General features: G+C 66.7%; 18 protein-coding genes. 8 read left to right on the top strand and 10 right to left on the bottom strand.

The genetic code is table 11. From position 1 onward, the window contains the following. Positions 1–20: 20 nt before the first annotated feature. Positions 21–1,694, top strand: coding sequence for an alpha,alpha-trehalase TreA (gene treA / locus EO141_RS01385; protein WP_126970106.1), 1,674 nt, complete (start codon positions 21–23; stop codon positions 1,692–1,694). A 147-nt stretch (positions 1,695–1,841) separates the two neighbouring features. On the opposite strand, the gene EO141_RS01380 is transcribed toward treA, so the two are convergent. Next, positions 1,842–2,801, bottom strand: a complete 960-nt coding sequence (locus tag EO141_RS01380) for an arabinan endo-1,5-alpha-L-arabinosidase (protein ID WP_127168334.1) — start codon at positions 2,799–2,801, stop codon at positions 1,842–1,844. A 319-nt stretch (positions 2,802–3,120) separates the two neighbouring features. After that, positions 3,121–5,220: an NHL repeat-containing protein gene (locus EO141_RS01375; protein ID WP_127168333.1), complete on the bottom strand. Its 2,100-nt coding sequence runs from the start codon at positions 5,218–5,220 to the stop codon at positions 3,121–3,123. Positions 5,221–5,422: 202 nt separating this feature from the next. On the opposite strand from EO141_RS01375, the gene EO141_RS01370 reads away from it, so the two are divergent. Further along, entirely contained in the window at positions 5,423–6,118 is a 696-nt protein-coding gene (locus tag EO141_RS01370) for an AIM24 family protein (protein ID WP_104583728.1), read from the top strand. Between the two features lie 201 nt (positions 6,119–6,319). Here the strand turns inward: EO141_RS01370 and EO141_RS01365 are convergent, their stop codons facing one another. The 3 genes from EO141_RS01365 to EO141_RS01355 all read right to left on the bottom strand — a co-directional run bounded on the left by EO141_RS01365 (position 6,320) and on the right by EO141_RS01355 (position 9,337). Then, positions 6,320–7,231, bottom strand: coding sequence for a CorA family divalent cation transporter (locus tag EO141_RS01365; RefSeq protein ID WP_127168332.1), 912 nt, complete (start codon positions 7,229–7,231; stop codon positions 6,320–6,322). 186 nt (positions 7,232–7,417) lie between these two features. Beyond that, positions 7,418–8,794: a D-serine/D-alanine/glycine transporter gene (gene cycA / locus EO141_RS01360; protein ID WP_127168331.1), complete on the bottom strand. Its 1,377-nt coding sequence runs from the start codon at positions 8,792–8,794 to the stop codon at positions 7,418–7,420. Between the two features lie 327 nt (positions 8,795–9,121). Next, positions 9,122–9,337: a hypothetical protein gene (locus EO141_RS01355; protein WP_119130551.1), complete on the bottom strand. Its 216-nt coding sequence runs from the start codon at positions 9,335–9,337 to the stop codon at positions 9,122–9,124. 394 nt (positions 9,338–9,731) lie between these two features. Here EO141_RS01355 and EO141_RS01350 point away from each other — a divergent pair, with 394 nt between their 5' ends. Next, a complete protein-coding gene (locus EO141_RS01350) occupies positions 9,732–10,532 on the top strand; it encodes a transporter substrate-binding domain-containing protein (protein WP_127168330.1) in 801 nt (266 codons plus the stop codon). A gap of 163 nt (positions 10,533–10,695) precedes the next feature. Here the strand turns inward: EO141_RS01350 and EO141_RS01345 are convergent, their stop codons facing one another. Next, the gene (locus EO141_RS01345) at positions 10,696–11,571 is read right to left on the bottom strand and encodes a DMT family transporter (protein ID WP_046345616.1); all 876 of its coding nucleotides are present in this window, start codon (positions 11,569–11,571) and stop codon (positions 10,696–10,698) included. A gap of 294 nt (positions 11,572–11,865) precedes the next feature. Between EO141_RS01345 and EO141_RS01340 the strand changes: the two genes are divergently transcribed. Both EO141_RS01340 and EO141_RS01335 read left to right on the top strand, forming a co-directional pair. Continuing rightward, complete coding sequence (locus tag EO141_RS01340; RefSeq protein ID WP_126942940.1) at positions 11,866–12,717, top strand: SAM-dependent methyltransferase; 852 nt, start codon at positions 11,866–11,868, stop codon at positions 12,715–12,717. 200 nt (positions 12,718–12,917) lie between these two features. Further along, positions 12,918–13,472 carry a hypothetical protein gene (locus EO141_RS01335; protein ID WP_206514766.1) on the top strand — a complete coding sequence of 185 codons (555 nt, stop codon included), beginning with the start codon at positions 12,918–12,920 and terminating at the stop codon, positions 13,470–13,472. A gap of 169 nt (positions 13,473–13,641) precedes the next feature. On the opposite strand, the gene EO141_RS01330 is transcribed toward EO141_RS01335, so the two are convergent. Continuing rightward, entirely contained in the window at positions 13,642–13,854 is a 213-nt protein-coding gene (locus tag EO141_RS01330; RefSeq protein WP_119130657.1) for a hypothetical protein, read from the bottom strand. A 271-nt stretch (positions 13,855–14,125) separates the two neighbouring features. Next, positions 14,126–16,000 carry a diguanylate cyclase gene (locus tag EO141_RS01325; RefSeq protein ID WP_119130543.1) on the bottom strand — a complete coding sequence of 625 codons (1,875 nt, stop codon included), beginning with the start codon at positions 15,998–16,000 and terminating at the stop codon, positions 14,126–14,128. 432 nt (positions 16,001–16,432) lie between these two features. Between EO141_RS01325 and EO141_RS01320 the strand changes: the two genes are divergently transcribed. Further along, entirely contained in the window at positions 16,433–17,524 is a 1,092-nt protein-coding gene (locus EO141_RS01320) for a DUF1615 domain-containing protein (protein ID WP_127168329.1), read from the top strand. A gap of 160 nt (positions 17,525–17,684) precedes the next feature. Beyond that, positions 17,685–20,009: a S9 family peptidase gene (locus tag EO141_RS01315; RefSeq protein ID WP_164738997.1), complete on the top strand. Its 2,325-nt coding sequence runs from the start codon at positions 17,685–17,687 to the stop codon at positions 20,007–20,009. A 314-nt stretch (positions 20,010–20,323) separates the two neighbouring features. Here the strand turns inward: EO141_RS01315 and EO141_RS01310 are convergent, their stop codons facing one another. Together EO141_RS01310 and EO141_RS01305 are read right to left on the bottom strand one after the other, a co-directional pair. After that, positions 20,324–22,255, bottom strand: coding sequence for a S9 family peptidase (locus EO141_RS01310; RefSeq protein ID WP_127168376.1), 1,932 nt, complete (start codon positions 22,253–22,255; stop codon positions 20,324–20,326). A 193-nt stretch (positions 22,256–22,448) separates the two neighbouring features. Beyond that, positions 22,449–22,784 (bottom strand): DUF3817 domain-containing protein, encoded by a 336-nt coding sequence (locus tag EO141_RS01305; RefSeq protein WP_164738996.1) that lies wholly within the window; start codon positions 22,782–22,784, stop codon positions 22,449–22,451. A gap of 150 nt (positions 22,785–22,934) precedes the next feature. On the opposite strand from EO141_RS01305, the gene EO141_RS01300 reads away from it, so the two are divergent. Then, the gene (locus EO141_RS01300) at positions 22,935–23,558 is read left to right on the top strand and encodes a YiiX/YebB-like N1pC/P60 family cysteine hydrolase (protein WP_127168328.1); all 624 of its coding nucleotides are present in this window, start codon (positions 22,935–22,937) and stop codon (positions 23,556–23,558) included. The last annotated feature ends 127 nt before the right edge of the window (positions 23,559–23,685 follow it).

The following is a 23,685-nucleotide window of genomic DNA, read 5'->3' as shown; positions in this document are numbered from 1 at the left end:
CTGCCCGTTCTGGAGATGCCATGAGTTCTGCCGCGCCCCCGTGCTGCACGTCGCTGCTTGGCCTGTCGCTGAGCATGTTCGTGGCGCCCTGCACGCTGACCGCCGCGCCGATGGACACTCCGGTCGTCAACGCTCCGGCGGCCACCCCGCCCACGCCCGACCTGGCCTACCCGGAACTGTTCCAGGCGGTGCAGCGCGGCGAGCTGTTCGACGACCAGAAGCACTTCGTCGACTTTCTGCCGCTGCGCGACCCGGCGCTGATCAACGCCGACTATCTGGCGCAGCACGACCACCCCGGCTTTGACCTGCGCAAGTTCGTGGATGCCAATTTCGAAGAGTCGCCGCCGGTGCAGACCGACGCGATCCGCCAGGACACCGCGCTGCGCGAACACATCGACGAACTGTGGCCCAAGCTGGTGCGCAGCCAGACCCACGTGCCGCCGTACAGCAGCCTGCTGGCGCTGCCATATCCGTACGTGGTGCCGGGCGGGCGTTTCCGCGAGGTGTACTACTGGGATTCCTACTTCACCATGCTCGGCCTGGTGAAGAGCGGGCAGACCACGCTCAGCCGCCAGATGCTGGACAACTTCGCCTACCTGATCGACACCTACGGGCATATCCCCAACGGCAACCGCAGCTACTACCTGAGCCGTTCGCAGCCGCCGTTCTTCTCCTACATGGTGGAACTGCAGGCCGGCGTGGAAGGCGAAGCGGTCTACCAGCGCTACCTGCCGCAGCTGCAGAAGGAATACGCCTACTGGATGCAGGGCAGCGACGGCCTGCAGCCCGGCCAGGCCGCGCGCCATGTGGTGCGCCTGGCCGACGGCAGCCTGCTCAACCGCTACTGGGACGAGCGCGACACCCCGCGCCCGGAAGCCTGGCTGCACGACACCCGCACCGCCGCCGAGGCCGGCGACCGCCCGGCCGCCGAGGTCTACCGCGACCTGCGCGCCGGTGCCGAGAGCGGCTGGGACTACACCAGCCGCTGGCTGGCCGATGGGCAGAACCTGCGCACCATCCGCACCACCGCGATCGTGCCGATCGATCTGAACAGCCTGCTGTACCACCTGGAGCGCACCCTGGCCCAGGCCTGTGCGCAGCCCGGCGCCGAGTGCACGCAGGACTACGCGGCGCTGGCACTGCAACGCAAGCAGGCCATCGATGCGCATCTGTGGAACGCGGCCGGCTACTACGCCGACTACGACTGGCAGGCGCGCAAGCTCAGCGACCAGGTCACCGCTGCGGCGCTGTATCCGCTGTTCACCGGCCTGGCGACCGACGCGCATGCCAAACGCACCGCCAGCACCGTGCGTGCGCGCCTGCTGCGCCCCGGTGGCCTGGCCACCACCGCAGTGAAGACCGGCCAGCAATGGGACGAGCCCAATGGCTGGGCGCCGCTGCAATGGGTGGCGGTGGACGGCCTGCGCCGTTATGGCGAAGACGCGCTGGCGCGCACCATCGGCGAGCGCTTCCTCACCCAGGTGCAGGCGCTGTTCGCGCGCGAGCACAAGCTGGTCGAAAAATACGGGCTGGAAGCCGATGCGGCCGGCGGCGGCGGCGGCGAATACGCGCTGCAGGACGGCTTCGGCTGGACCAACGGCGTCACCTTGATGCTGTTGAACCTGTATCCGGACACCGCGACCAAGCCGGCGCCTGTCAAACGCGTGCGCAAGCCCGAGTCGGCCACGCGCTGAGGGTGCACCAGGGCTGCCGGGCACTGCCCGGCAGCCGCTGGCGGCCTTGCGGTTCTGGCAGTCGGCAACGCTGGCGGATCGCTGCATCAGGCATCGCCTGATCGCTGCGCCATTGCATGGCGCCGCAGCGTGCTCCATTAACTGCTGCTACTGCACCACCGGCCATGCACTGCTGTCGTACCCCAGCCGATTGATGCCCAGGCGCGCATCGCCGCGGTCGTCGTAGTAGTGGTAGACCAGGATGTCGCCGTCGCCATCACGGAACACCGATTGCCCGCCCGGCCCATGCATGCTGCCCAACCCGGACTGGATCACCGTGCCGCCGCCGTTGCGCATGTCCACACCGGCGCGATCCAGATACGGCCCGGTCACCGAACGCGCACGCCCCACCGCAATCTTGTAGGTGCTGCTGGCGCCCTTGCAGCACGCATCGAACGACACGAACAGGTAGTACCAGCCATTGGCCTGCTGGATGAAAGGCGCCTCCACCGCGCCCGGGGACGGCCGGCTTGCCAGGCTGTAGCGCGTCGTGTTGCCGGACAGCTGCTTGCCGGTGCCGGGATCGAGCTGGATCAGCTTGATGCCCGACCAGAACGAGCCAAACGCCAGCCACCACTTGCCATTGCCATCCACCACCAGATTGCCGTCGATGGCGTTGTAGTCGTCGCTGCTCTTGGAGGTATAGACGATGCCTTGATCCTTCCACGAGCCAGGCTTGCCGGTGCTGCTGCTGGCAAGCGCAATCGCCGAGGTATTGGTGGCGAATCTGGAGGCGGTGTAGTACATCAGATACTTCCCGCCATGGAAGGACACATCCGGCGCCCACAGCTGGTTGTCCGGGTTGTAGCTGCGCACCCAGCTCGGCATGCTGCTGAAGATCGCGCCCGCATTGCTGAACTTGGTCCGGTCGGTACTGGTGACCACGCCGGTGGTGGCATAGACGTAGTAACGCCCGTCGCTCAGCTTGAGCATCGACGGATCGTGCACGATGGTGTCGCCGCTCACCACGCCCGGCCCCACGGCCGCGTGCGCGGGTGCGCTGTGCAAGCCAGTGGCAGCAGCGGCCAGGGCCAACAACGACGCGATCGCGCCACCACGCAGCGACATTCCAGACCAGCCCCCTTCCACTCGACTATCACCAACAACGCGCATCGCCCCACTCCTTGAACAACGTAAAGACGTTTTCTGCAGGAGCAATCTAGCCCGGCCGCAATGCCACGAATCCGACGCCGATCTCAGAAGCACAGTGCAGGCGAGTTGGCACTGCGTTTTGCGACGCGCCTTCGTAACGGAGCGTGCGATGTAGCCTAGTGCCGGGCGTGAGTCTGTGGATAGAATCTCGATCGCAGCGAGGTAATGCACAGGTGCCTGCACCCCGCATGCGTCACCGATACGCTATGTCATCATCAACGCAACGCTTTACGCGTCATTCCACCCGGACGTGTAGATCCCGATTGGCATTCGCCTCATTACCGCTGTAATCACGCGCGGTTATGCGGAGTACGTAGTCGCCCGGCGGCAGCGCGCCCGCCTGCCACTGCCCATTGCCGATGCGACCATCGCGCACCATGTTGGTGACCAGATAGCGGAAGCGCGTCACCGCGCTGCCATGCACGGTGATGCCGCTGTCGGGCGCGTAGGCGGTAAGCACCGCAGCCGGATCGGCCGGCATGCGATCAAAAACGATCGTCATGTGCGGCTCCGCTTCGCCGGCCAGCGGTACGCCTTGCGCATCCAGCACCTGATAACCCAGCGCATACAGCCCCAGGCGACGACGCGGCAGATTGCGATCCATCTGGTCCCAGGCCTCCACCACGATCTGCACCGCAGTCCCGAGCGGTACGTGCACCCTGCCGCTGGTCATCGGCAGGGCTTGACCAGCTGAGTCGAGCAGACTCACCCGGTCGATATGCGGCGCCACATGGTCGGCATAACCTACAAAGCCCAGTTGCGCCGCATTGCGTTCGAAGCCGTTGGCACCTGCGGTCAGATGCACATGCGCCATGCCGTTGAGCGTACCCAGTGCATCTCCGGCACGGAAACGCGTGCCGCGCAGCACACGCATGCGATCGGGCTTGCCATCCACATCCGTCACCAAATGGAAGCGCTGCGGATCCAGCGGCGTCCCTTGTGCGGTGCGGCCCACGCGCATATGGGCGTAGCCGATCGTGTCCAGTGCCAACCACTCGCCCAATTGCCCCAACCCCCAGGTCGGGTACGGGCTGGAAACTTTGGCATCGGCAATGGCGTACACGGTTTGGCCGACATCGCCACGGATATCCAGGCCCGCATGCAGATGATCGCGGCTGAGACCCTGGTAGTTGCCACGCACCTCGCCAAGCGTGCCGACCACCTCATGCCACCCGACCTGCGGCTGCAACGGCCAGCGGCCCTGGGTGACGGGCAACGGCTGCGTGGCAGCCGGCCCGACTACGGGCGCGGCGTTCGAGTTCGCCGCAGTGGCCGGCACCAGCCGATGCACGCGTGCGCCGCCAGCATCGCTGACATACACCGCACCTTGCGCATCCACCGCGATCCCGGCCGGGCGCGACATGCGTTGCATCACGTCCTCGCCGCTCATTGTCACCACATGCCCGGCACGCGTCACCTGCAGCACGCGCCCGCTTGCATCGCCCACGTACAGCACGCCGTCGTGGGTGAGCGCAATAGTCATCGGGCGATGCAACAGCGGGCTGAGGTCGGCAGGATCGCCACCGATCAAGGTGCTGACGCTGCCATCCGGTGCAATACGGCGAATCGCGTCGTTACGCATGTCGGCCACCCACACCACACCATGCGCATCTACCTTGAGGTCGGTCGGCGTATCGAAGCGCGCCTGATCGCCAACACCATCGGCCATGCCCGGCAAGGCGCCGCCGGCCAGGGTGCTTACCTGCCCATCTGGCGCGATCACGCGGATGCGATCGTTGTAGGTATCGGCAACATACACGCGCCCTTGCGTGTCCACCGCCACGCCGATCGGGCCATTGAAGCGTGCCTGCGCAGCGGCACCGTCGCGAAAACCGGCACTGCCATCGCCGGCCAGCGTGGTTACCACGCCTTGTGGCGTGCGTTTGCGGATCGCATGGTTGCCGGTGTCGGCGATGTAGAGATTGCCGGCCGTATCGAAGGCGATACCCGACGGCGTATTGAATTCCGCCGCCGCGTCAACGCCATCGCCGAATCCTTCCTGCCCACCGGCCACAGTCTGCACGCTGCCGTTGTCGAGCAGCCTGCGAATGCGGTTGTTGTCGCCGCCATCGGCGATGTACAGCGCGCCGTGCGGACCGATCGCCAGTCCGTAGGGATCGGCAAACCGTGCATCGGCAGCACGGCCATCCACTGCGCCACGCACACCGCTGCCGGCAACCCACTGCAACTGCGCCTTCCAGCCCAGTTGCGTCGCCGTGGGACCTTGTGCTTGCGGCAGCGCATCGGGTGCCGGCGCAGACCACCAGCTCGCCAGCAACGCCGCCGCGCCTGCCAGAAGAACTGCGCAGATCCATAGCGCGTGTCGTTTTGTCATGCCGGTCGCGGGTGTCGGAGGACTCGCACTTTAAGCGCTTCTCGCCGGTTGCAGCGACTGGCGGGCAGTGGTGCGTGAAGCACAAGACGCACTGCGCCACTACCGCAACGCCGGCACCCACTGCCCACGTGCGCTTGCGCGTGCTGCTGGCGCACAGGCCTGCCGCGTATCATGCGCACTCTTTCACCCTCCAGGACGGACCATGGCCGTACGCACGCTCAACGAATTTCTCGCCCATTCCAAGGAAAAGGACGTCAGCCCCGATCCGTTCGAACTGGAAAACCCGCACCTGCTGGAAGTGCGCCTCAACGGCATGGTGTGGTCCAAGGCCGGCGCCATGGTCGCGCGTACCGGTAACGTCAAGTTCACCCGCGAGGGACTGCTGGAACAGGGCCTGGGCAATCTGCTGAAGAAGGCCGTCAGCGGCGAAGGCATGCAGCTGATGAAGGCCGAAGGCCAGGGCCGGGTGTATCTGGCCGACCTCGGCAAGCTGGTGACCTTGCTGCGCTTGAATGGCGAGGCGATCTTCGTCAACGGCAACGATGTGCTGGCCTTCGAATCCGGTGTCGAACACAAGATCACGATGATGCGCAAGGTGGCCGGCATGCTGTCCGGCGGCCTGTTCAACGTGCGCCTGAGCGGCCACGGCATCGTGGCGATCACCTCGCACTACGAGCCGCTGACCCTGCCGGTCACCGCCGCCAGCGGCCCGGTGTTTACCGACCCCAATGCCACCGTGGCCTGGTCGGGCACGCTGAGCCCGGAGCTGGTGACCGACGTGTCGATCGGCACGCTGTTCGGCCGCGGCTCGGGCGAAAGCCTGCAGATGCGCTTTGCCGGCGAAGGCTGGGTGGTGGTGCAGCCGTACGAAGAGGCCAGCTTCCAGGCCAAGGGCTGATCCAGCCCGCCCCGTAGCAATCAGCAAGGCGCATCGCCTGGTCACACGCTACGCAGCTAGGCAGTTTTCCAGTCACGACACGGTGCGCAGTGACAGCTGCGCACCCCAGCCCCCTGTAGGAGCGCACCCGGGCGCGAGGGACTTACCGGTAACGCCATGTCGCGCCCAGGTGCGCTCCTACGGGTTTATGGCCCTGATGCGTTACACCCAGCCACGTTTGCGAAACCACGCCAGCGGAACCACCATGCTCAGCACGATCACGCCCAGCGCCCAGTAGTAGGCATCGTGCCATTTGAGCTCGGGCATGTAGGCGAAGTTCATGCCCCAGATGCCGACCAGCACCGTCGGCGGAATGCCGACCACCGACGCCACCGCCATCACCTTCATCACGTTGTTCTGGTCCATGTTGATCATGCCCAGCACGCTGTCGAGCAGGAACTCGATGCGGTCGTCCATGTGCTGCTGGAACTCGCTCAGGGTGGTCAGGTCCTTGTGCAGCAAGCCGATGCGTTTGGCCGCATCGGCGCCGAACCAGTCCGGCACAGTGCCGTCCAGATAGGTGACCAGGCGCAGCAGTCCCTGCCCGGCATTGTGCAGGCCGCCCAGACGCCGCCCCATGCCACCGACCTGATGCAGCATGCGCTCCAGGTCCTTGGTCTTGTGCGGGTTGTCGAACACCTGGCGGGTGGTGTCGGTGACCTCGGCTTCCAGCGATTCCAGCCGGTCTGCCAGCCGCCCCACCAGCTGGTCGAAGATGCGCAGCAGCAGATCGTCGGCGCTATGGCAGGGGTCATGTTGCAGCTGCGCCGCCACTGCATCCAGCGAACCCATGTGCTGCTCGCGCAGGGTCACCAGCATGGTGGGCGACAGCGCAAAGCCCAGCGGCGCGGTCGGGCCATCGTCGTCCTGAAAGCGCGGCACGTTGAGAAACAGCACCTCGCCCTGGCGCCGCACCCGGCTGGAGAATTCGATCTCGCCGATAGCCGCGCGATCCGGCAGCGCAAACCCTACCGTGTCTGCGGCCTGCGCCAGTTCCTGCGCGCTGGCCTGGCACAGGTCGACCCAGCACCCTTGTGTGTGCTGCGTTGTGGCGATCGGGTGCGTGGTGATCATGCGGTGGGCCGTGGCGATGGATGGCGGCGAGCATCCCGTTCCATCCGATCCGCGTCAACGTCACGCGCACAACGCGCTTAGCTGCCAGTGGCCTTTATCTCGGCGCCGTGCAGCCACACACGCCAAGGCCCCGCAATGCGGGGCCTTGAGGATGTCTCGGTGGATGTGTTCGGCCCGTGCGAGCGCTCAGCCGCTGCGCGCCTGCTGCCGCTTCACCGCATAGCCGATCGCCAGGATCAGGAACCACACCGGGCTGGCCAGCAGCGCCTGGCGCGTATCGGCCTGCAAGGTCAGCAGCACGATGACGAAGGCGAAGAACGCCAGGCACACGTAGCACATCAACACGCCACCGGGCATCTTGAACGCCGAGGCCGCGTGCTGCTCGGGCCGCTTGCGCCGGTACGCGATGTAGGCGCACAGGATCAACGACCACACGAACATGAAGAGTACCGCCGACAAGGTGGTGACCAGCGTGAACGCGGTGACCAGGTTGGGGATCAGATACACCAGCATCGCGCCCAGCAACAGGCACAGGCAGGAGAACAGCAGGCCACGTGCCGGCACCGCCGCACGCGAGAGCTTGGCAAAGCCCTTGGGCGCGTGCTGCTCCTCGGCCAGGCCGTAGAGCATGCGGCTGGTGGAGAAGATGCCGCTGTTGGCCGAGGAGGTGGCCGAGGTCAGCACCACGAAGTTGATCAGGCTCGCAGCCGCCGGCACCCCGGCCAGCACGAACAGCTCCACGAACGGGCTCTTGTCGGCCACCACTTGCCGCCACGGCGTCACCGCCATGATCGCGACCAGCGCCAGTACGTAGAAGATCAAGATGCGCACCGGGATCGAGTTGATCGCCTTGGGCAGGTTGCGGCGCGGGTCTGCGGTTTCCGCAGCGGTGGTGCCGACCAGCTCGATGCCGACGAAGGCGAACACCGCGATCTGGAACCCGGCAAAGAACCCGCCAATGCCCATCGGGAACATGCCGCCATCGTTCCACAGGTTCGACAGCGAGGCCACGTTGCCCGACGGCGAACGGAAGCCCCAGGCCACCAGCCCGGCGCCGGTGATGATCAGCGCACAGATGGCGATGATCTTGATCAGCGCGAACCAGAACTCCATCTCGCCGAACAACTTGACCGTCACCAGGTTCAGGCTCAGCAGCAACAGCACGCAGAGAATGGCAGGGATCCACGGCGCCAGGCCCGGAAACCAGAACTGCGCATAGGCGGCGATCGCGATGACATCGGCGATGGCGGTGATGATCCAGCAGAACCAGTACGTCCACCCGCAGAAGAACCCGGCCCACGGCCCGAGCAGGTCGGTGGAGAAGTCGATGAACGACTTGTACTCCAGGTTGGACAGCAGCAGTTCGCCCATCGCGCGCATCACGAAGAACAGCATCGCGCCGATGATCAGATACACGAACAGGATCGACGGGCCGGCCAGGCTGATCGTCTTGCCCGAGCCCATGAACAGCCCGGTGCCGATCGCGCCACCGATGGCGATCAGCTGCAGGTGGCGATTGGAGAGACTACGTTGCAGATGATCGGGCGCGGACGGATCAAACATGGGGCACGGCACCGGCAAGTGAACAAGCCGTCAAAAATACGAGATCGCGGCAGCGCACACCAGCGGTTTGCGTCGCCGTGCCGGGTAGGCCACTGCGGGCGCCTGCGCAGGTGGCCGGCTTGCCCCATCGTGGTGCGCCAGATATCCGCGCGTTCGGCACTGCTTTCATGGAGGAATCGCAGCCCCGTCGATGCGCGCACCCCACGCCCCGAGCGTCATCGCCATTTGCCTGGCACCTGCACATTGCAACGACCGACGCTGAAAGAATCCCGGTACCGGCCGCGCACCAGGTGACTGATCGAGCTTAGCCGCGATTACCCACCCGTATTACCCACCCGCAAGCCCACCGCCAGCTCGGCCTGGCAAGGCCTGATCGTCATCTTCTTCCAGGTCGCCCACCTCCTCGCGCAAACCGCCTTGCTGCGGCGTCTGCTCTTCCAGCGGGATCTCCTCTTCATTGGTATCCGGATCGGGGGTGCCGTGTGCCGACAGACCGGCATTGGCGATGGTCATCGGGCGCGCAGTGCGTGGATTGAGCTGCATGGAGTGGCTCCGGTGGGTTCGAATGGAGCCCCGACAGTGCGCATCGCAGCGCTACCGCACCGTGATCCCGGGCGGAATCGTACTGACATACCGTTGACGCCGGCAGGCTGACGCGCGTCGACATGGCTCACCCACTTGGCACTTGGCGCCTGTCCCTGTCCCTGGCACTTGCACTTGCACTTGCACTTGCACTTGCACCTGGCACTTTGCGACCAAAAGACAAAGGGCCATGTCTATCGCCAAGGCAGTCTGCGTGCAGACGCCGCTGCGGCCTGGCCGGCCTGGAGCGCAAGCGTTGGCGCGTTCGCCTGAGATCGACTTGTCCGCTGGAGCCGTACTCGACCACGCCGTGCCGACCGCGACTATCATGGCCGCACTCCTTCGAGGCCACGCCATGCGCCATCGCATCTGCCTTGTAGTGCTGCTGAGCTGCGGCATCGCCCACGCGGCCGAGCCCGAGCCTGCCTCGCGCCTGGATGCGGTGCTGCAGTCGGGTGTGCTGCGGGTCTGCACCACCGGCGACTATCGTCCTTACTCGCTGCTGCGCGCCGACGGGCAGTTCGAAGGCAGCGATATCGCTCTGGCGCAATCGCTGGCCGGCAGCCTGGACGCGCGCGTGGAGTTCGTCCGAACCAGTTGGCCGCAACTGATGGCCGACCTGCTCGCCGACCGCTGCGATATCGCGGTCGGCGGCATTTCGGTCACCTTGCAACGGCAGCGCCAGGCCAATTTCAGTGCGGTGCTGGATGTGGACGGCAAGATTCCGCTGGTGCGCTGCGCCGACCAGGCGCGTTACCGCAGCCTCGCGCAACTCAATCGCCCCGAGGTGCGTGTGATCGAACCGCCCGGCGGTACCAACGAGGCCTTCGCGCGCCAACAATTGCCGCGCGCGCACCTGCGCCTGTTCGCCGACAACACCACCATCTTCCAGGAGCTGCTGCAGCAACGCGCGGACGTGATGATCACCGACGCCTCCGAAGCACTCCACCAGCAGGCACGCCTGCCCGGCCTGTGCGCAATCGCACCGGAGCAGCCGCTGCAATACGGCGAAAAAGCCTTCCTGCTACCGCGCAACGATCACGCCTGGAAAGCCTATGTCGATCAGTGGCTGCACCTGAGCAAGGCCAGCGGCGAGTACGCGCGCATCGTTGACACCTGGCGTGCACCGCGCAAGGAATCCACGACGGCGCCGTGACGGGAATCGGGAATCGGGAATTGGGAATTGGGAATTGGGAATTGGGAATTGGGAATTGGGAATCGCAACAGCATCAAGCGCATCGCGACATTTCGATATAGCGCCCTCCGATTCCCCATTCCCCATTCCCGATTCCCGATTCCCGCGGCGCACAGCGCCGCCCTCAGACAATCTTGGTCCGCCGCCACCAGCGCGAGACCTGCTCTTCGCGGATCAGCGTGAACAGCCCGGCGCCCAGAATCAGCGCGATGCCGACCGCCATCGGCCAGTCCAGGTGGTCGTGGAACAGCAGGTAGCCGAAGGCGATCGCCCACAGCATCTGGCTGTATTGCGTTGGCGCAACCACACTCACCGGCGCCATGCGCGTGGCATACATCAGGCAGATCGCCGCCAGGCCGGCAAGCAGGCCATAGCCCGCCAACAGGCCCCACTGAGACAGCGTGGGCCAGACAAAGGTCGGCAACATCATGATCCCGCCCATCACCAACGGGCCGATCACCCCGGCGCCGTACAGGGTCAGGCGTTTTTCGCTGTGGCCGGCCATGCGCAGGGTGATGACCGAGATGGCGCCGACCAGGCCGCACACGATCGCGGCCACATGCCCATGGGTGAGATGGCGAAAGCCCGGGCGCAGCACGATCAACACGCCGATGAAGCCCACGATCACCGCCGACCAGCGCCGCCAGTGCACCTCTTCCTTGAGGAACACCACCGACAGCACGGTGACGAAGATCGGCATCAGGAAGATCAGCGCGAATGCCTCGGCCATCGGCAAGGTGGTGAACGCAATCACCGAGGTCAGATTGCCGATGGCGCCGGTAAGCGCACGCAACAGCCACAGGCTGGGTTGCTTGGCCATCACCAGTTCGCGCAACCGGTCGTCCGGCTTCTTCAGGAATGGCACGGCCACCAGCATCAGCAAGGCGCCGAGAAACAGCACTTCGTAGACCGGCAGCGTGCCTTCCAGCAGCTTCACGAACGCATCGCTGATCGAATAGGCCGCATAGCAGGCAAACCCCAACAACACACCCTTCAGCATTGCCGATCCTCCACGGTTGGCGCCAATCGGACACCATGTCGACGGGGCGGTGCGCAGTATGCGGTGCGGCGTGCGCCAGAGGAATCGGCGCAGGTCCGGGCACCGCGCTCATGCACTGCCACCGGCACCGCCGCACACGGCCGGGCTGGCCACCGCGTTGCAGAACGGCCGCGCCGCCCCGCCGGCGTGCAGGTCATGCATTGGATGCCCATGCGCGGTGGGTCGGTTACGATGCCGGTCCATCCCTTGTAATGGCGACGCGCGTCACGCGCGCCGACCCCAGACCAGCGACCCGTGCCCCACTACTCCGGCCCACTCCTCACCTGCTCCGATGCCCAGGCACTGCTTGCCGCGCGCGGCAGTGGCCTGATCCAATGGACCGGCTCGCTGGACCTGGGCCGCAGCACCGGCATCGCCCAGCTGGACGCGCAGACCTGGCAGTGGCGTGGCCGGGGTTACCCGTATCCGGGCAAGCTCAAGGAGCGCACGCTGTACTTCTGGGACGGTGACGACTTCGCCCCGATCTCGCGCTTCGGCGGTGCGTTGATCAAGCTGGTCCCCACCGAATGGGGCGCGCCGACCTTCGAGATCGATGGCATCAAGATGCTGCCCTCGGCGCAGCTGTCGCCGTTCGAGGATGCGCGCCGCAAGGTGGCGCTGGTCGATCCGCGCGGCAAGGTCGTGCTGGATACCTGTGGCGGGCTGGGCTACTTCGCCGCCTGCTGCCTGGAGGCCGGGGTGGCGCAGCTGCAGTCGTTCGAGAAGAATGCCGACGTGCTGTGGCTGCGCACGCTCAATCCGTGGTCGCCGGATCCGGACGATGCCGCCCACGGCGGGCGTCTGCAGCTGACCCAGGCGGATATCTCGCAGCACATCGCCACGCTGGCTGACGGTGCGTTCGACGCCATCCTGCATGACCCGCCGCGTTTCGGCATCGCCGGCGAGCTGTACTCGCAGCTGTTCTACGACCAGCTTGCGCGGGTGTTGCGGCGTGGCGGGCGCCTGTTCCATTACACCGGCGCGCCCAACCGGCTCACCAGCGGGCGCGATGTGCCCAACGAGGTGAGCAAGCGCCTGAGCAAGGCCGGCTTCAGCACGCAACTGGCGCTGGATGGCGTGCTGGCAACGCTGCCGGCGCGGCGCTGATCGCACGCGTCTTGCGGCAACTGAAACGCGCGGTCAACAGCGGCCAGCCATCCGGCGATACTGTGCGCCAAACTGCGTTACAGCAGACACAGGCCGCGTAGAGTATCGGCTAGCCATGCGCGGAGCGCATCGCGTCTGCCACCCGCATCAGGCCTGCAAACGGATCTGCGATACTGCACTGCCCACGACAAGGACGTTGCATGCGCATCCACCTTACGACCTGGTTGCTCTCCGCGCTGTTGACGACGACGGGCGCGCCAGTCCACGCGCAGACCGCGCCGCAAACACCGTCACCCTCGCAGCCCATGTCCGACGTCACCGCCCGCCATCCGGTGACCACCGCCATCCTGGCCGGGCGCACGATTCGCCTGGGCGAACACGCCGGCAAGTGCGCGCTGCTGCGCGATGATGAAGTGTTCCCGCTGGACATCGGCGCACCGTGCTACTTCAGCATCAATCGCGAGCATGGCGCCCAGGTGCATCACTTCAACGGCAGCGATATCGTGCTCGTGCAACACGCCCACCCCCGGGCGGAGCCGGGCTGGGACATTAAACTGTACGGGCCGATCTGCGCATTCGAAGCGCAGGCCGTGCGCGAGGTGGGTGGCGTGCTGGAACCGGGCAGCGTCGCCAATTCCTGGCACTGCGACCCCACCGTGGGCGCCGATCAGAAGCAGTTCGTCTACAGCTACGACACCTGGCCCAGGCGCGAGACGCAGACGCCATCGCGCAAGCAAAAGCAAACGCAGCCCTGATTGCCGCATGACGCGCAGGTGTCGATCGGCGCAGGCGGTACCACCGCTTTGCGACCCGTTTGCTGATCAACACCGTGTACTGACCAGCGGCTCGCCGCACGCGGGCGCAGCCGCGTCGTCGTCGACAGTGCGGCACCGCAGTTGCGTATGCCGTGGAGCACCGCGCAGGTCATCGCCGGCCGCGTCTGTGCGCCGTCCAGGCAACGTAGGCGAACCAGGCGATGACCGCCAACGGCACACTGGTCAGTAACGCATCCCAGCCGATGGCGATCCAGAACCGCTGCGGGTCTGCATCCGCATGGAAGATCCTGGTCGGCCGGCCGCGGATGACGCTGATATAGCGCCCCGTGACGATCGCCTCCAGCAACAGCCACAGCCGCATGCAGCAGGCGATCGCCACGACAACGGCCCCCCCGCCGATGATCCATTCATGGATCCGGGATGCTGCTGGCGCTGGCGCAGGTGGCGGTGATTTGGGCCGTTTTTTTTTCACGCAGGCATCGGTTCGCTGGAGGCGGCGCAGTGTACGCCCATGGGTGTCGGGCGATCGCGGGCAGAGCCTGGTGACCGCTGCCACGCACCACCGCGCGCACTGCAGTTAGTGCATCAGCGAGCGCTGCGGCAGCCAGGCCGCAGGCGCCCTCATCCACGCGTCAACATACCGCCCACTGATCGCGCCCGGCGGTCTTGGCGGCGTACAGGGCAAGATCGGCCTGCCCCAGCAGCACATCCAGCCCGGTTCCTGCAGTCACGCTCACCGCGCCCATGCAGAAGCGCACCGGCTGGTCGGTGGGCAGGCCGGCGATCTCGATCGCGGCCACTGCATTACGCAGCCGCGTAAACACGGCAGGAATCTCTTCTGCGCTGCAGCCCGGCAGCACCAGCAGGAATTCCTCCCCGCCCAGCCGTCCCAGGCGATCCTGCGTCCGCAGCGCCAGCCTGGAGGCGCAGGCAAGCGCCTTGAGCACGGCATCGCCGGCAGCGTGCCCGTGCACGTCGTTGATCAGCTTGAAGTGGTCCAGGTCGATCAATGCCAGCATGCACGGCACCTGCGAGCGCACCGATTGCTCGACCTGCTGCTGCGCCTCGGCGCGAATGGCGCGGCGGTTGGGCAGGCCGGTGAGCTCGTCGCGCATCGCCAGCCGCGAGAGTTGCCGCCGATGGCACGCACCGAAGGCCAGCACCACCAACGCACCCAGCAACAACAGGCAGGCCGCACACAGGGCGATCCACAGGGCGCGTTGACCGGCTTCGCGGGCCTGCAAGGCCAGTTGCGCGGTCTCGCTGCGCCGGCGCAGCTCGGCGGTTTCGGCGCCACGGCGCGCGTCTTCGTAACGCGCCTGCAGGCGCAGCATCACGGTGTCGCGCTGGCGATCCAGGCTTTGCGCGCGCAGCGTGTTGGCGCGTTGCAGTTCTTGGTATGCCTCGGCATGACGCCCCTCCGCTGCCAGTGCCTGGGCAATGGCATCGAGCAGCTTCGCGCGCCGTCCCAGCGACAGGTGGGGGTCGTCCGCCGCCTTGGCCGCGACGATCTCCACGCCGAGGCTGCCGGACTTGAGCGCGGTCAATGCCTGCAGCAACACCGCATGGCAGGCGGCCACCCGGCCGACATTGCCCTGGCGTTGCATCAACGGCAGTGCCTCGCGCGCCATTGCCAATGCCGCGGTGGCATCGCCGGCTTCGATCAGGACCTCGCTGCCGCTGGTCAATGCCGCGGCCACACCGGCCTGATCGCCCAGCTCGCGACTGAGCGCCAGCGCGCGCTTGAAATGCAGCAACGCCGCGTCCGGCTGCTGCGCTGCCAGCGACGTGCCGTACTCGTATTCGATCAGGCTGCGCTGAAAGCGTGCCGGCTGGCCGCGCAGGCGCTCCAGGGCGCGCTGCAGGTAGTCTTCGGCGTCGTTGTCCTCGGTCGAGCGGCCACCCACGCGGCTGGCCAGCGAGCCGAGCTGGGTCAAGGCATCCAGCTCCAGGCCCAGGCTGTGTTCGCGCACTGCGCACTGGTAGCTGGCCTGTGCGGCGTTCCAGGCCTCGTCGCTGCTGCCGGAGGCGAGCATGCTCCACATGTCGACCGCCTCGACCTCGCACAGCAGATCGTTGCGCCCCAGCGCACGCGCCTGCTGACGCAGCGCTTCCAGCCGCGCCAGCATGCCGCGGTTGGGACTCTCGCGCACATCGCTGAGCGCCTGCACGATCGCCAGCCACAGCTGCGCCTGCGCCGTGTTGCCACGCACGTTCGTCAACATCGCACGCGCCTGGGCCAGGGCCGCCTGGCGGCGCTCGCTCTCTTCCAGGGAAATCAGCACGCGCGCCTGCGCCAGCAAGGCCCAAAACTGCGCGTCGGCATCGCCATCGCTGCGGGCACGCTGCAACGCGGCCTGGGCGACCTGCAGGGCGGCCCTGGGATCGTCGATCGTGGCGGTTTCGATGCGCTTCCATGGCTGCGGCTGCGCCCACAGCGTCGCACTGCACAGCATCGCGGCCATCGCAACGACCATGCGCCGCCAGCGCGGCGTCGCGCCGCTCATCGGGCCCTCACGGCGACGACAAGCCACACCGCATGGCTGCCGTGGACGGGACATGCCGCCCGCCCCGTATCGGGTTTGCTGGTTGCTGCAGCACTGAAGCTCTCCCGTGGCTGGCTGGCTGGCGGTGGAATCGGAGCGACGTCGGCGTCTGCCTGACGCCGCGATGCAAACACACGGTCATGATGACTGGCGAGCGCGGCAGGTCATGTGATCGCCACGCATTGCGCCAGGATCGTTAGCGGCCTGCAGGCTGCGGGCTTGAATCGGCCTGCAGCTCGTGCCGGTGGCGACCGGCGGCCGGGCGCGTTGCGAAACGCCTGCGACCCGGCAGGCTGGCCGCAGCCGCCCTGCTGCACTCGCCGGATGCGGCCCGGCGACAGCCACGTAAACTGCCGCACGGCACCTGCCGCCCCCACCGATCCTGGAGACGCCGTGACATCCCGCCTGCCCCGCCTGCTCACGCTGCTTGCCGTCGCCTTGCTGTCGGCCTGCGCCACCCAGGCGCCGCGCGCGCCACAGCGCTCGCCGGACGCGGTCAAGGCCGACATCGCCCGGCGCCTGCCGACCACGCTGACCGATCGCGCCGGCTGGGCCGACGATGTGTACGTGGCGCTGTCCTCGCAGGGGCTGGACACCAGCGCCGAGGACATCTGCGCGGTGCTGGCGGTGACCGAGCAGGAGTCGACCTACCAGGCCAACCCGGTCGTGCCCAATCTCGGCAGGATTTCGCGCGCGGAGATCGACCGCCGTGCCAGCGCGCATCACATCCCCGGCTTCATGGTCGATGCCGCCTTGCGCATCGCCTCGCCCGATGGCCGCAGCTATGCCACGCGCATTGCCAGCGCGCGCACCGAACAGGAGCTGAGCCGCATCTTCGAAGACTTCACCGGCAGCGTGCCGCTGGGCGCGCGTCTGTTCGACGGGCTCAATCCGGTGCATACCGCCGGGCCGATGCAGGTCAGCATCGCGTTTGCCGAGCAGCACGCCGAGCGCTATCCGTATCCGCCTGGCGACTCGATCCGCCACGAGGTCTTCAGCCGTCGCGGCGGGCTGTGGTTCGGCACCCGGCACCTGCTCGGCTACCCGGCCAGTTACGACGCGCTGCTGTACCGCTTTGCCGACTTCAACGCCGGCTGGTACGCCAGCCGCAATGCCGCGTTCCAGGCAGCACTGAGCAAGGCCAGCGGGATCGCATTGACCCTGGACGGCGACCTGCTGACGCCCGGCGCCAGCCTGGATGCGCCCGGCGCCACCGAACGCGCCGCACGCGCCCTGGGCAGCCAGCTGGCGATGAGTGACCGTCAGCTCCGCCGTGCCCTGGAGACCGGCAACTCCATCGATTTCCAGGACACCGAGCTGTATCGCCAGGTGTTCGCGCTGGCCGAGCGCAGCGCCGGCAAACCGCTGCCACGGGCGGTACTGCCCGGCATCACCCTGGACAGCCCCAAGATCACCCGCACCCTCACCACCGCCTGGTTCGCGCAGCGGGTCAATGCGCGCTGGAAGCGGTGTATGGGCAAGTAGTCGCCGGTGCCGCAGGGCGAGCGGCACCTGGGGCGCCACGCCTGGCATCTTCGTTCCACGGCAAGGCACGACGTTTGGCAGGGTCGCATGCCCTGCCCGCACACGTAGCATGCGAGGTTGCACCGCCGTTGTCGGCGCGCACCCTTTTGATGAGGTCCACATGCCCACACCGTTGCCGTTGCGCCACCTGCTCGCTGCCCTGATGACCGCCCTGCTGCCCGCGGTGGCCAGCGCGCAGGCACCGGGCGTGACCGAGGCCGACTACGCCCGTGCCGAGCGCCTGATCTACTACGCCGCGCAGCCCCTGGTCGACCATGCGGCCATGCGCGTAACCTGGCCGGATGCCACCCATGTGGTCTACGTCGACCACGATGCCAAGGGCGACCGCCTGCTGCAGCTGGACACCGCCACCGGCAAGACCGCGCCGCTGTTCAAGCCCGCGGCGCTGGCCACCGCGCTCAACACCCTGCTCAAGACCGGTGACAAGCCGCTCAAGGCCGCCACCCTGGCGCCCAAGGTCAGCCTCAGCGCCGATGGCCGCTACCGCTTGAGCGTGCGCGACACCGCGGTGCTGTGCGATGCGCGCGCCCGGTGCAGCAAGCTGTTCACGGCCGCCAAACCCGAACCGGGCGTGCTGTCGCCCGACAAGACCCGCGAAGCGTTCATTCGCAACTGGAACCTGTGGGTGCGCGAGCTGGCCAGCGGCAAGGAGACCCAGCTCACCCGCGACGGCGTGGAAAACTTCGGCTACGCCACCGACAACGCCGGCTGGCAGCACAGCGACAACGCCATCGTTGCGTGGTCGCCGGACTCGCGCAAGATCGCCACCTTCCAGCAGGACCAGCGCAAGACCGGCGACATGTACCTGGTCAGCACCAAGCTCGGGCATCCGGAACTGCAGTCCTGGAAATACCCGATGGCCGGCGACAAGGACGTGACCATGATCGAGCGCGTGATCATCGACGTGCCCAGCGCCAGCGTGGTGCGGCTGAAGATGCCCGCCGACCAGCACCGCTCCACGCTGTGCGACGACGTGAGCTGCTCGCCGGGCCTGTGGGACGACGTGAAGTGGGCGCCGGACAGCAAGACCCTGGCATTCGCCTCGACCTCGCGCTTCCACAAGCAAGTGTGGCTGCGCATTGCCGATGCCGGCACCGGCGCCGTGCGCACTGCCTTCGACGAAACCGCCAAGACCTATTACGAAAGTGGCCAGGTCGCCGCCAACTGGGCCTACCTGCCCGGCAGCAACGAGGCGGTGTGGTTCTCCGAGCGCAGCGATTGGGGCCAGCTGTATCTCTACGACCTGGCCACCGGCAAACCCAAGCGCGCGATCACCAGCGGCGAAGGCAACGTCACCGAACTGCTGCGCGTGGACCCGGTGACGCGCACTGCGTGGTTTGTCGGCGTGGGCCGCACGCCGGGCGTGGACCCGTATTACCAGCAGCTGTGGAAGGTGAGCCTGGACGGCGGCGAGCCGGTGCTGCTCACGCCCGAGGTCGCCGACCACAGCATCGCGCTGTCGCCCGATGGCAAGCGCTTCGTTGACACCTATTCCACTTCCGTCACGCCGCCGGTGAGCGTGCTGCGCGATGCCGCCGACGGGCGCACGCTCAGCACCATCGCCACCGCCGACATCAGCCGCCTGAAGGCCGCCGGCTGGGTGCCGCCGGAGCCGATCACGGTCAAGGCGCGCGATGGCAAGACCACGCTGTACGGGCTGATGTTCAAGCCGACGAACTTCGATCCCGCGCGCAAGTACCCGGTGATCGACTACGTCTACCCCGGCCCGCAGACCGGCTCGGTGCGCGGCCGCAGCTTCCTGGCCGGCCATGGCGACAACCAGTCGCTGGCCGAACTGGGCTTCATCGTGATCGCCATCGATGGCATGGGCACGCCGTGGCGCTCCAAGACCTTCCACGACACCTGGTACGCCAACATGGGCGACAACACCCTGCCCGACCAGGTGGCCGCGGTGAAGGAACTCGGCCAGCGCTACCCGTGGTTCGACACCAGCCGCGTCGGCATCTGGGGGCATTCGGGCGGCGGCAATGCGTCCACCGCCGCGATGCTGCGCTACCCGGAACTGTTCAAGGTGGCCTGGTCGGAAAGCGGCAACCACGACAACCGCGGCTACGAGGACGACTGGGCCGAGAAGTATCACGGCGAGCACATCGTCAACAAGGACGGCACCTCCAACTACGACGACCAGGCCAACGCCACCCGCGCCAGCAAGCTCAAGGGCAAGCTGATGCTGGTGCACGGCACGCTGGACGACAACGTGCCGCCGTATCTGACCTTGCTGGTCGCCGATGCGCTGATCAAGGCCAACAAGGACTTCGACATGCTGATGCTGCCCAACGCCAAACACGGCTACGGCGAGCTCACCCCCTACGTCGCCCGCCGCCGCTGGGACTACTTCGTGCAGCACCTGCTCGGCGCCACCCCGCCGGCGCAGTATCAGATGAAGCCGATGCCGGAGAAGTAGGCGACGCTGGACGCGGCATCGTCGGCCATCGACGGTGCCGCGCTATCGCGCAGTTGAACCGGGAGTGCAGAGAAAGCGGCGACGCAGCCAGCCTGCGCCGTCGTGCAGCATCGGCCCTGGGCGCGACACCATGCCCCCCAGGAACCGTAGGAGCGGACCCGGCCGCGACGCCCTACCCGCACACGCAAACGTCGCAACATCGCATCGCAAAGATGCAGGCGCGCGCGCCACGGTTAACACAGCAAGCCGCATGCATCACCACCGGCACGCTAGATCATGCGCCCCCTCAGGCAACACCTGATGGAACGCCCCTCTTACTTCGCGGTCCCACCACCCAGCTGCTTGCTCAAGAACGCCAGCAAGCGCGTGTAGTACTCGCGTCGGTGCGCCTCGGTGTAGAAGCCGTGGCCCTCGTTGGGGAAGTACAGCGACTCCACCGGCACCCCCGCACCCTTCAACGCGCGTTCCATGGCCTTGGTATGTTCGATCGGCGCGCGCTCGTCCTTGCCGCCGGCCGCCAGAAACACCGGCACCTTGATCTGCTTGGCCAGCACCACCGGCGAGCGCGTAGCCAGGGTGTCACGTGCACCCAGCCAGTCGCCAGTCCAGTTCTTTGCCCAACGCGCGGAGCGCGCGGTGTCGCGGGCCATCATGTCCAGATCGTAGACGCCAACATAGCCAGCGGCGCAGCGGTACACCGCCGGCTCCTTGGCAACCCCCATCAGCGCAGCGTAACCACCGTAGCTGGCACCGTAGAGACAGATGCGCGAGGCATCGGCCACTCCCTGCGCGATAGCCCAGCGGGTGGCATCGGTGAGATCGTCCTGCATGCGCCCACCCCACTCCCTGGCGCCGGCCTGGGTGAAGGCACGCCCGTAATTGGCCGAGCCGCGGTAATTGACGCGCAGCACCGCGTAACCGGCTGCGGCCAGCAGCTGGGTGTCGTCGTCGAACTCCCATTTGTCGAAGATCCCGAACGGGCCACCATGCGGCATCACGATCAACGGCAGCGGCTTGCCTGCCTCGGCGTGCAGCGGCTGGGTCAGATAGCCGTGCAACTCCAGGCCATCGCGCGCCTTGAAGCTCACCTGCCTGGTCGCCGGCACGCCATCGGGCGGAAACCATTCGCGGCGACTGAACACCCGGTCGGCCTTCTTGCCGACCGTGTCGAACAAATAATAATCGCCGTTGTTGCGATCGCTCCACACATACACCAGCACCAGGCGACGGTCGCGGGTGGCCGAGGTGATGTAGACCGCATTGCCGTCGAAGGCTTTTTCCAGGCTGCGATAGAGCCTTGCCGTCGGCGACTTCTCGTCGAAGAAGCGATTGCGCACCCGGTCGCTCATGTAGGACGCACCGATCGGCGTGGTGCCATCCAGGTCGCGCAGGATCCGGTAGGGGTCGACGGTGTCGTCGTGCAACAACGGCGTGGACTTTCCGCTGGCCGGGTCCCATCCCACCAGCACATCGGTGCCGGTCGCCTGCTCCACTTGCAGGTAGGCCTGGCTGCCATCGGCCGCAAAGCCGAGCGGAAACGCACGATGCCCGCTGCTGGCGGCATCGTTGACCAACCGCCACGGCGCAGCATCGTCGTCGCGGTAATACAGCTTGCTGACGTTGGTCACATCGGCGCCGTTGGCAAAGCGGATGCGCCCCTGCTGGTCGGTCACGAAGTTCGCACGACGCACCGGCGATGTCGCCACGGTACTGCGCCGGCCGGTCAGGATATCCAGCTTGTCGATGCGGATGCTCGGGTCGCCGACGAACGGGATCGTGGACACCAGGATGTTGCGCGGATCACCGGGCAAGGTATCGAGCATGAACGTGCCAGGCTCCAGGTCCATCTTCAACTGCACGCCGTTGATCTCCGGATTGGTGCCATAGGGGCTGGCCAACAGGCGGCCATTCTTGCCATCGGCGTCGATGGCATGCAGTTGCCCGATCGCCATCGGCTCGTCGCGCGAGCCCAGCCGCTGCGCCATCGACACCACGATGCGGTCGTCGCTGGCCCACCAGAAATCGTCCACCACGCTGTTGGCGCCACCGGTGACTTTCGCGGTGGCCACCTTGTCCTGGCGCCGCACGATGCCCAGCACGGTGCGATCTTCCAGCGGCATGGTGAGCGCGAAATAGTCGCCCGTCGGCGAGATCTTGATCCGCTCGAACTGGTCGCTTTTGAGATAGGGCGTCAGATCCACCGGTTGCGGCGGCGTCTGCGCGCAAACCGATCCGGTGATTGCCATCGCCACCGCCAGTGCGGCAGTCGCCTTCCTCATCCAGTAATGCATTGCGACACTCCGCCTCTTCCTTGGTCCACCTATGGTGGCAAAGGCGGTAGGCGGCGTCCATCCTCTGGCGTGACGTTGGATGCGTGCACAGCGAGATGCCGCGTACCGCGCACGGCCGCCTGGCAATGCCTGGCCTGCCCTGATGTGCTCAGACACCGCTCCGTGTGCGCACACCCAGCAAGCCGATGCGCCGGAACCACATCTCCAGCGGCACCGTCACCAGCGGCGGCAACGCGGCCAGCAGGCTCAGCGCCCACGCCCACCACGGCCAGCGCAGCCGCAACGCGGCAAGCACGCTGACCACCACGTAAAACAGGAAGGCGCCGCCGTGCAGGCGACCGAACAGCCACACCACCGCCTCGGTGGTGTGGGTGCCGTACTTGAGCACCATGCCGACCAACAGCCCGGCCCAGGTCAGCCCTTCGAAAAAGGCGGCGGCGGCAAACAGCCGGCCGATCGGCGACAACGCAGAAGAAGCACGCATGCAACACTCCAGACGGACAGGGATTGCCGCGACGCGATGGCGGCGGCGACGCCCGCTGGCCACCGCATTCTACAGAGCGCATCGCGCACCAGCCGCCCGCCGTCGTTCCTGGCGATAATGGGCGCCCTTTGCATCACCTGCCGGCCTCCCATGCGCATCCTCCTCCTGCTCGCCGTGCTCGCACTGGCACTGCTGCCCGCAACGTCCATCGCAGTCCAGCTCCAGGACGGCGACCTGTTGTTCGTCACCGCCGCCCGCACCGGCCTGAGTGGCGCCATCGACGATGCCACCGCCAAACAGGACGCACCCAGCTTCGATCACGTGGCGCTACTCGCCCATGACGGCACGGAACAGGTGCTGCTGCATGCAGACGAACAAGGCTCGCGGCAGCAGCCCCTGCAGGCATTCGTCGAAGACGCCAATACCAGGCACCGGCAGATCCATGTGTACCGGCTGACGGAAGAACAGCGCAGCGCGATCCCCGGCGCCATCGCGCAGGCACGGCGCATGCTCGGCAAGCCTTACAACCAGACCTACGTGCAGGACGACAACAGTTATTACTGCTCGGACTTCATCGAGCGCGCCTTCCGCGCCCACCACGTGTTTGCGCTGCAACCGATGAACTTCCGGAACCTGCAGACCGGTCAGGTGTCGCCATACTGGACCGAGTTCTATCGCAGCAAGGGCATGGCCGTGCCGCAGGGCCTGCCCGGCACCAATCCGAACGATATGGCCAAGTCGGCGGCATTGCGCGTGGTAGGTCGTCTGCACTGAGCACGGGTGCTCCCGGGTTCTCGATGATTCCGCGGGCGCTTGGGTTCTTCGAGCATCGAGAACCTGGCAGCGGCCCGTGTTATACGTTGCCATGCCAGTCGCGTCTTCCGGCATTGCTGGCATCGTC

The sequence above is a fragment of the Xanthomonas sp. BRIP62415 genome, assembly GCF_003993515.1.
Lineage (GTDB): Bacteria > Pseudomonadota > Gammaproteobacteria > Xanthomonadales > Xanthomonadaceae > Xanthomonas > Xanthomonas euroxanthea.
Note: the sequence above shows the minus strand (reverse complement) of the source record. Positions and strands in the feature narration are given on the sequence as shown.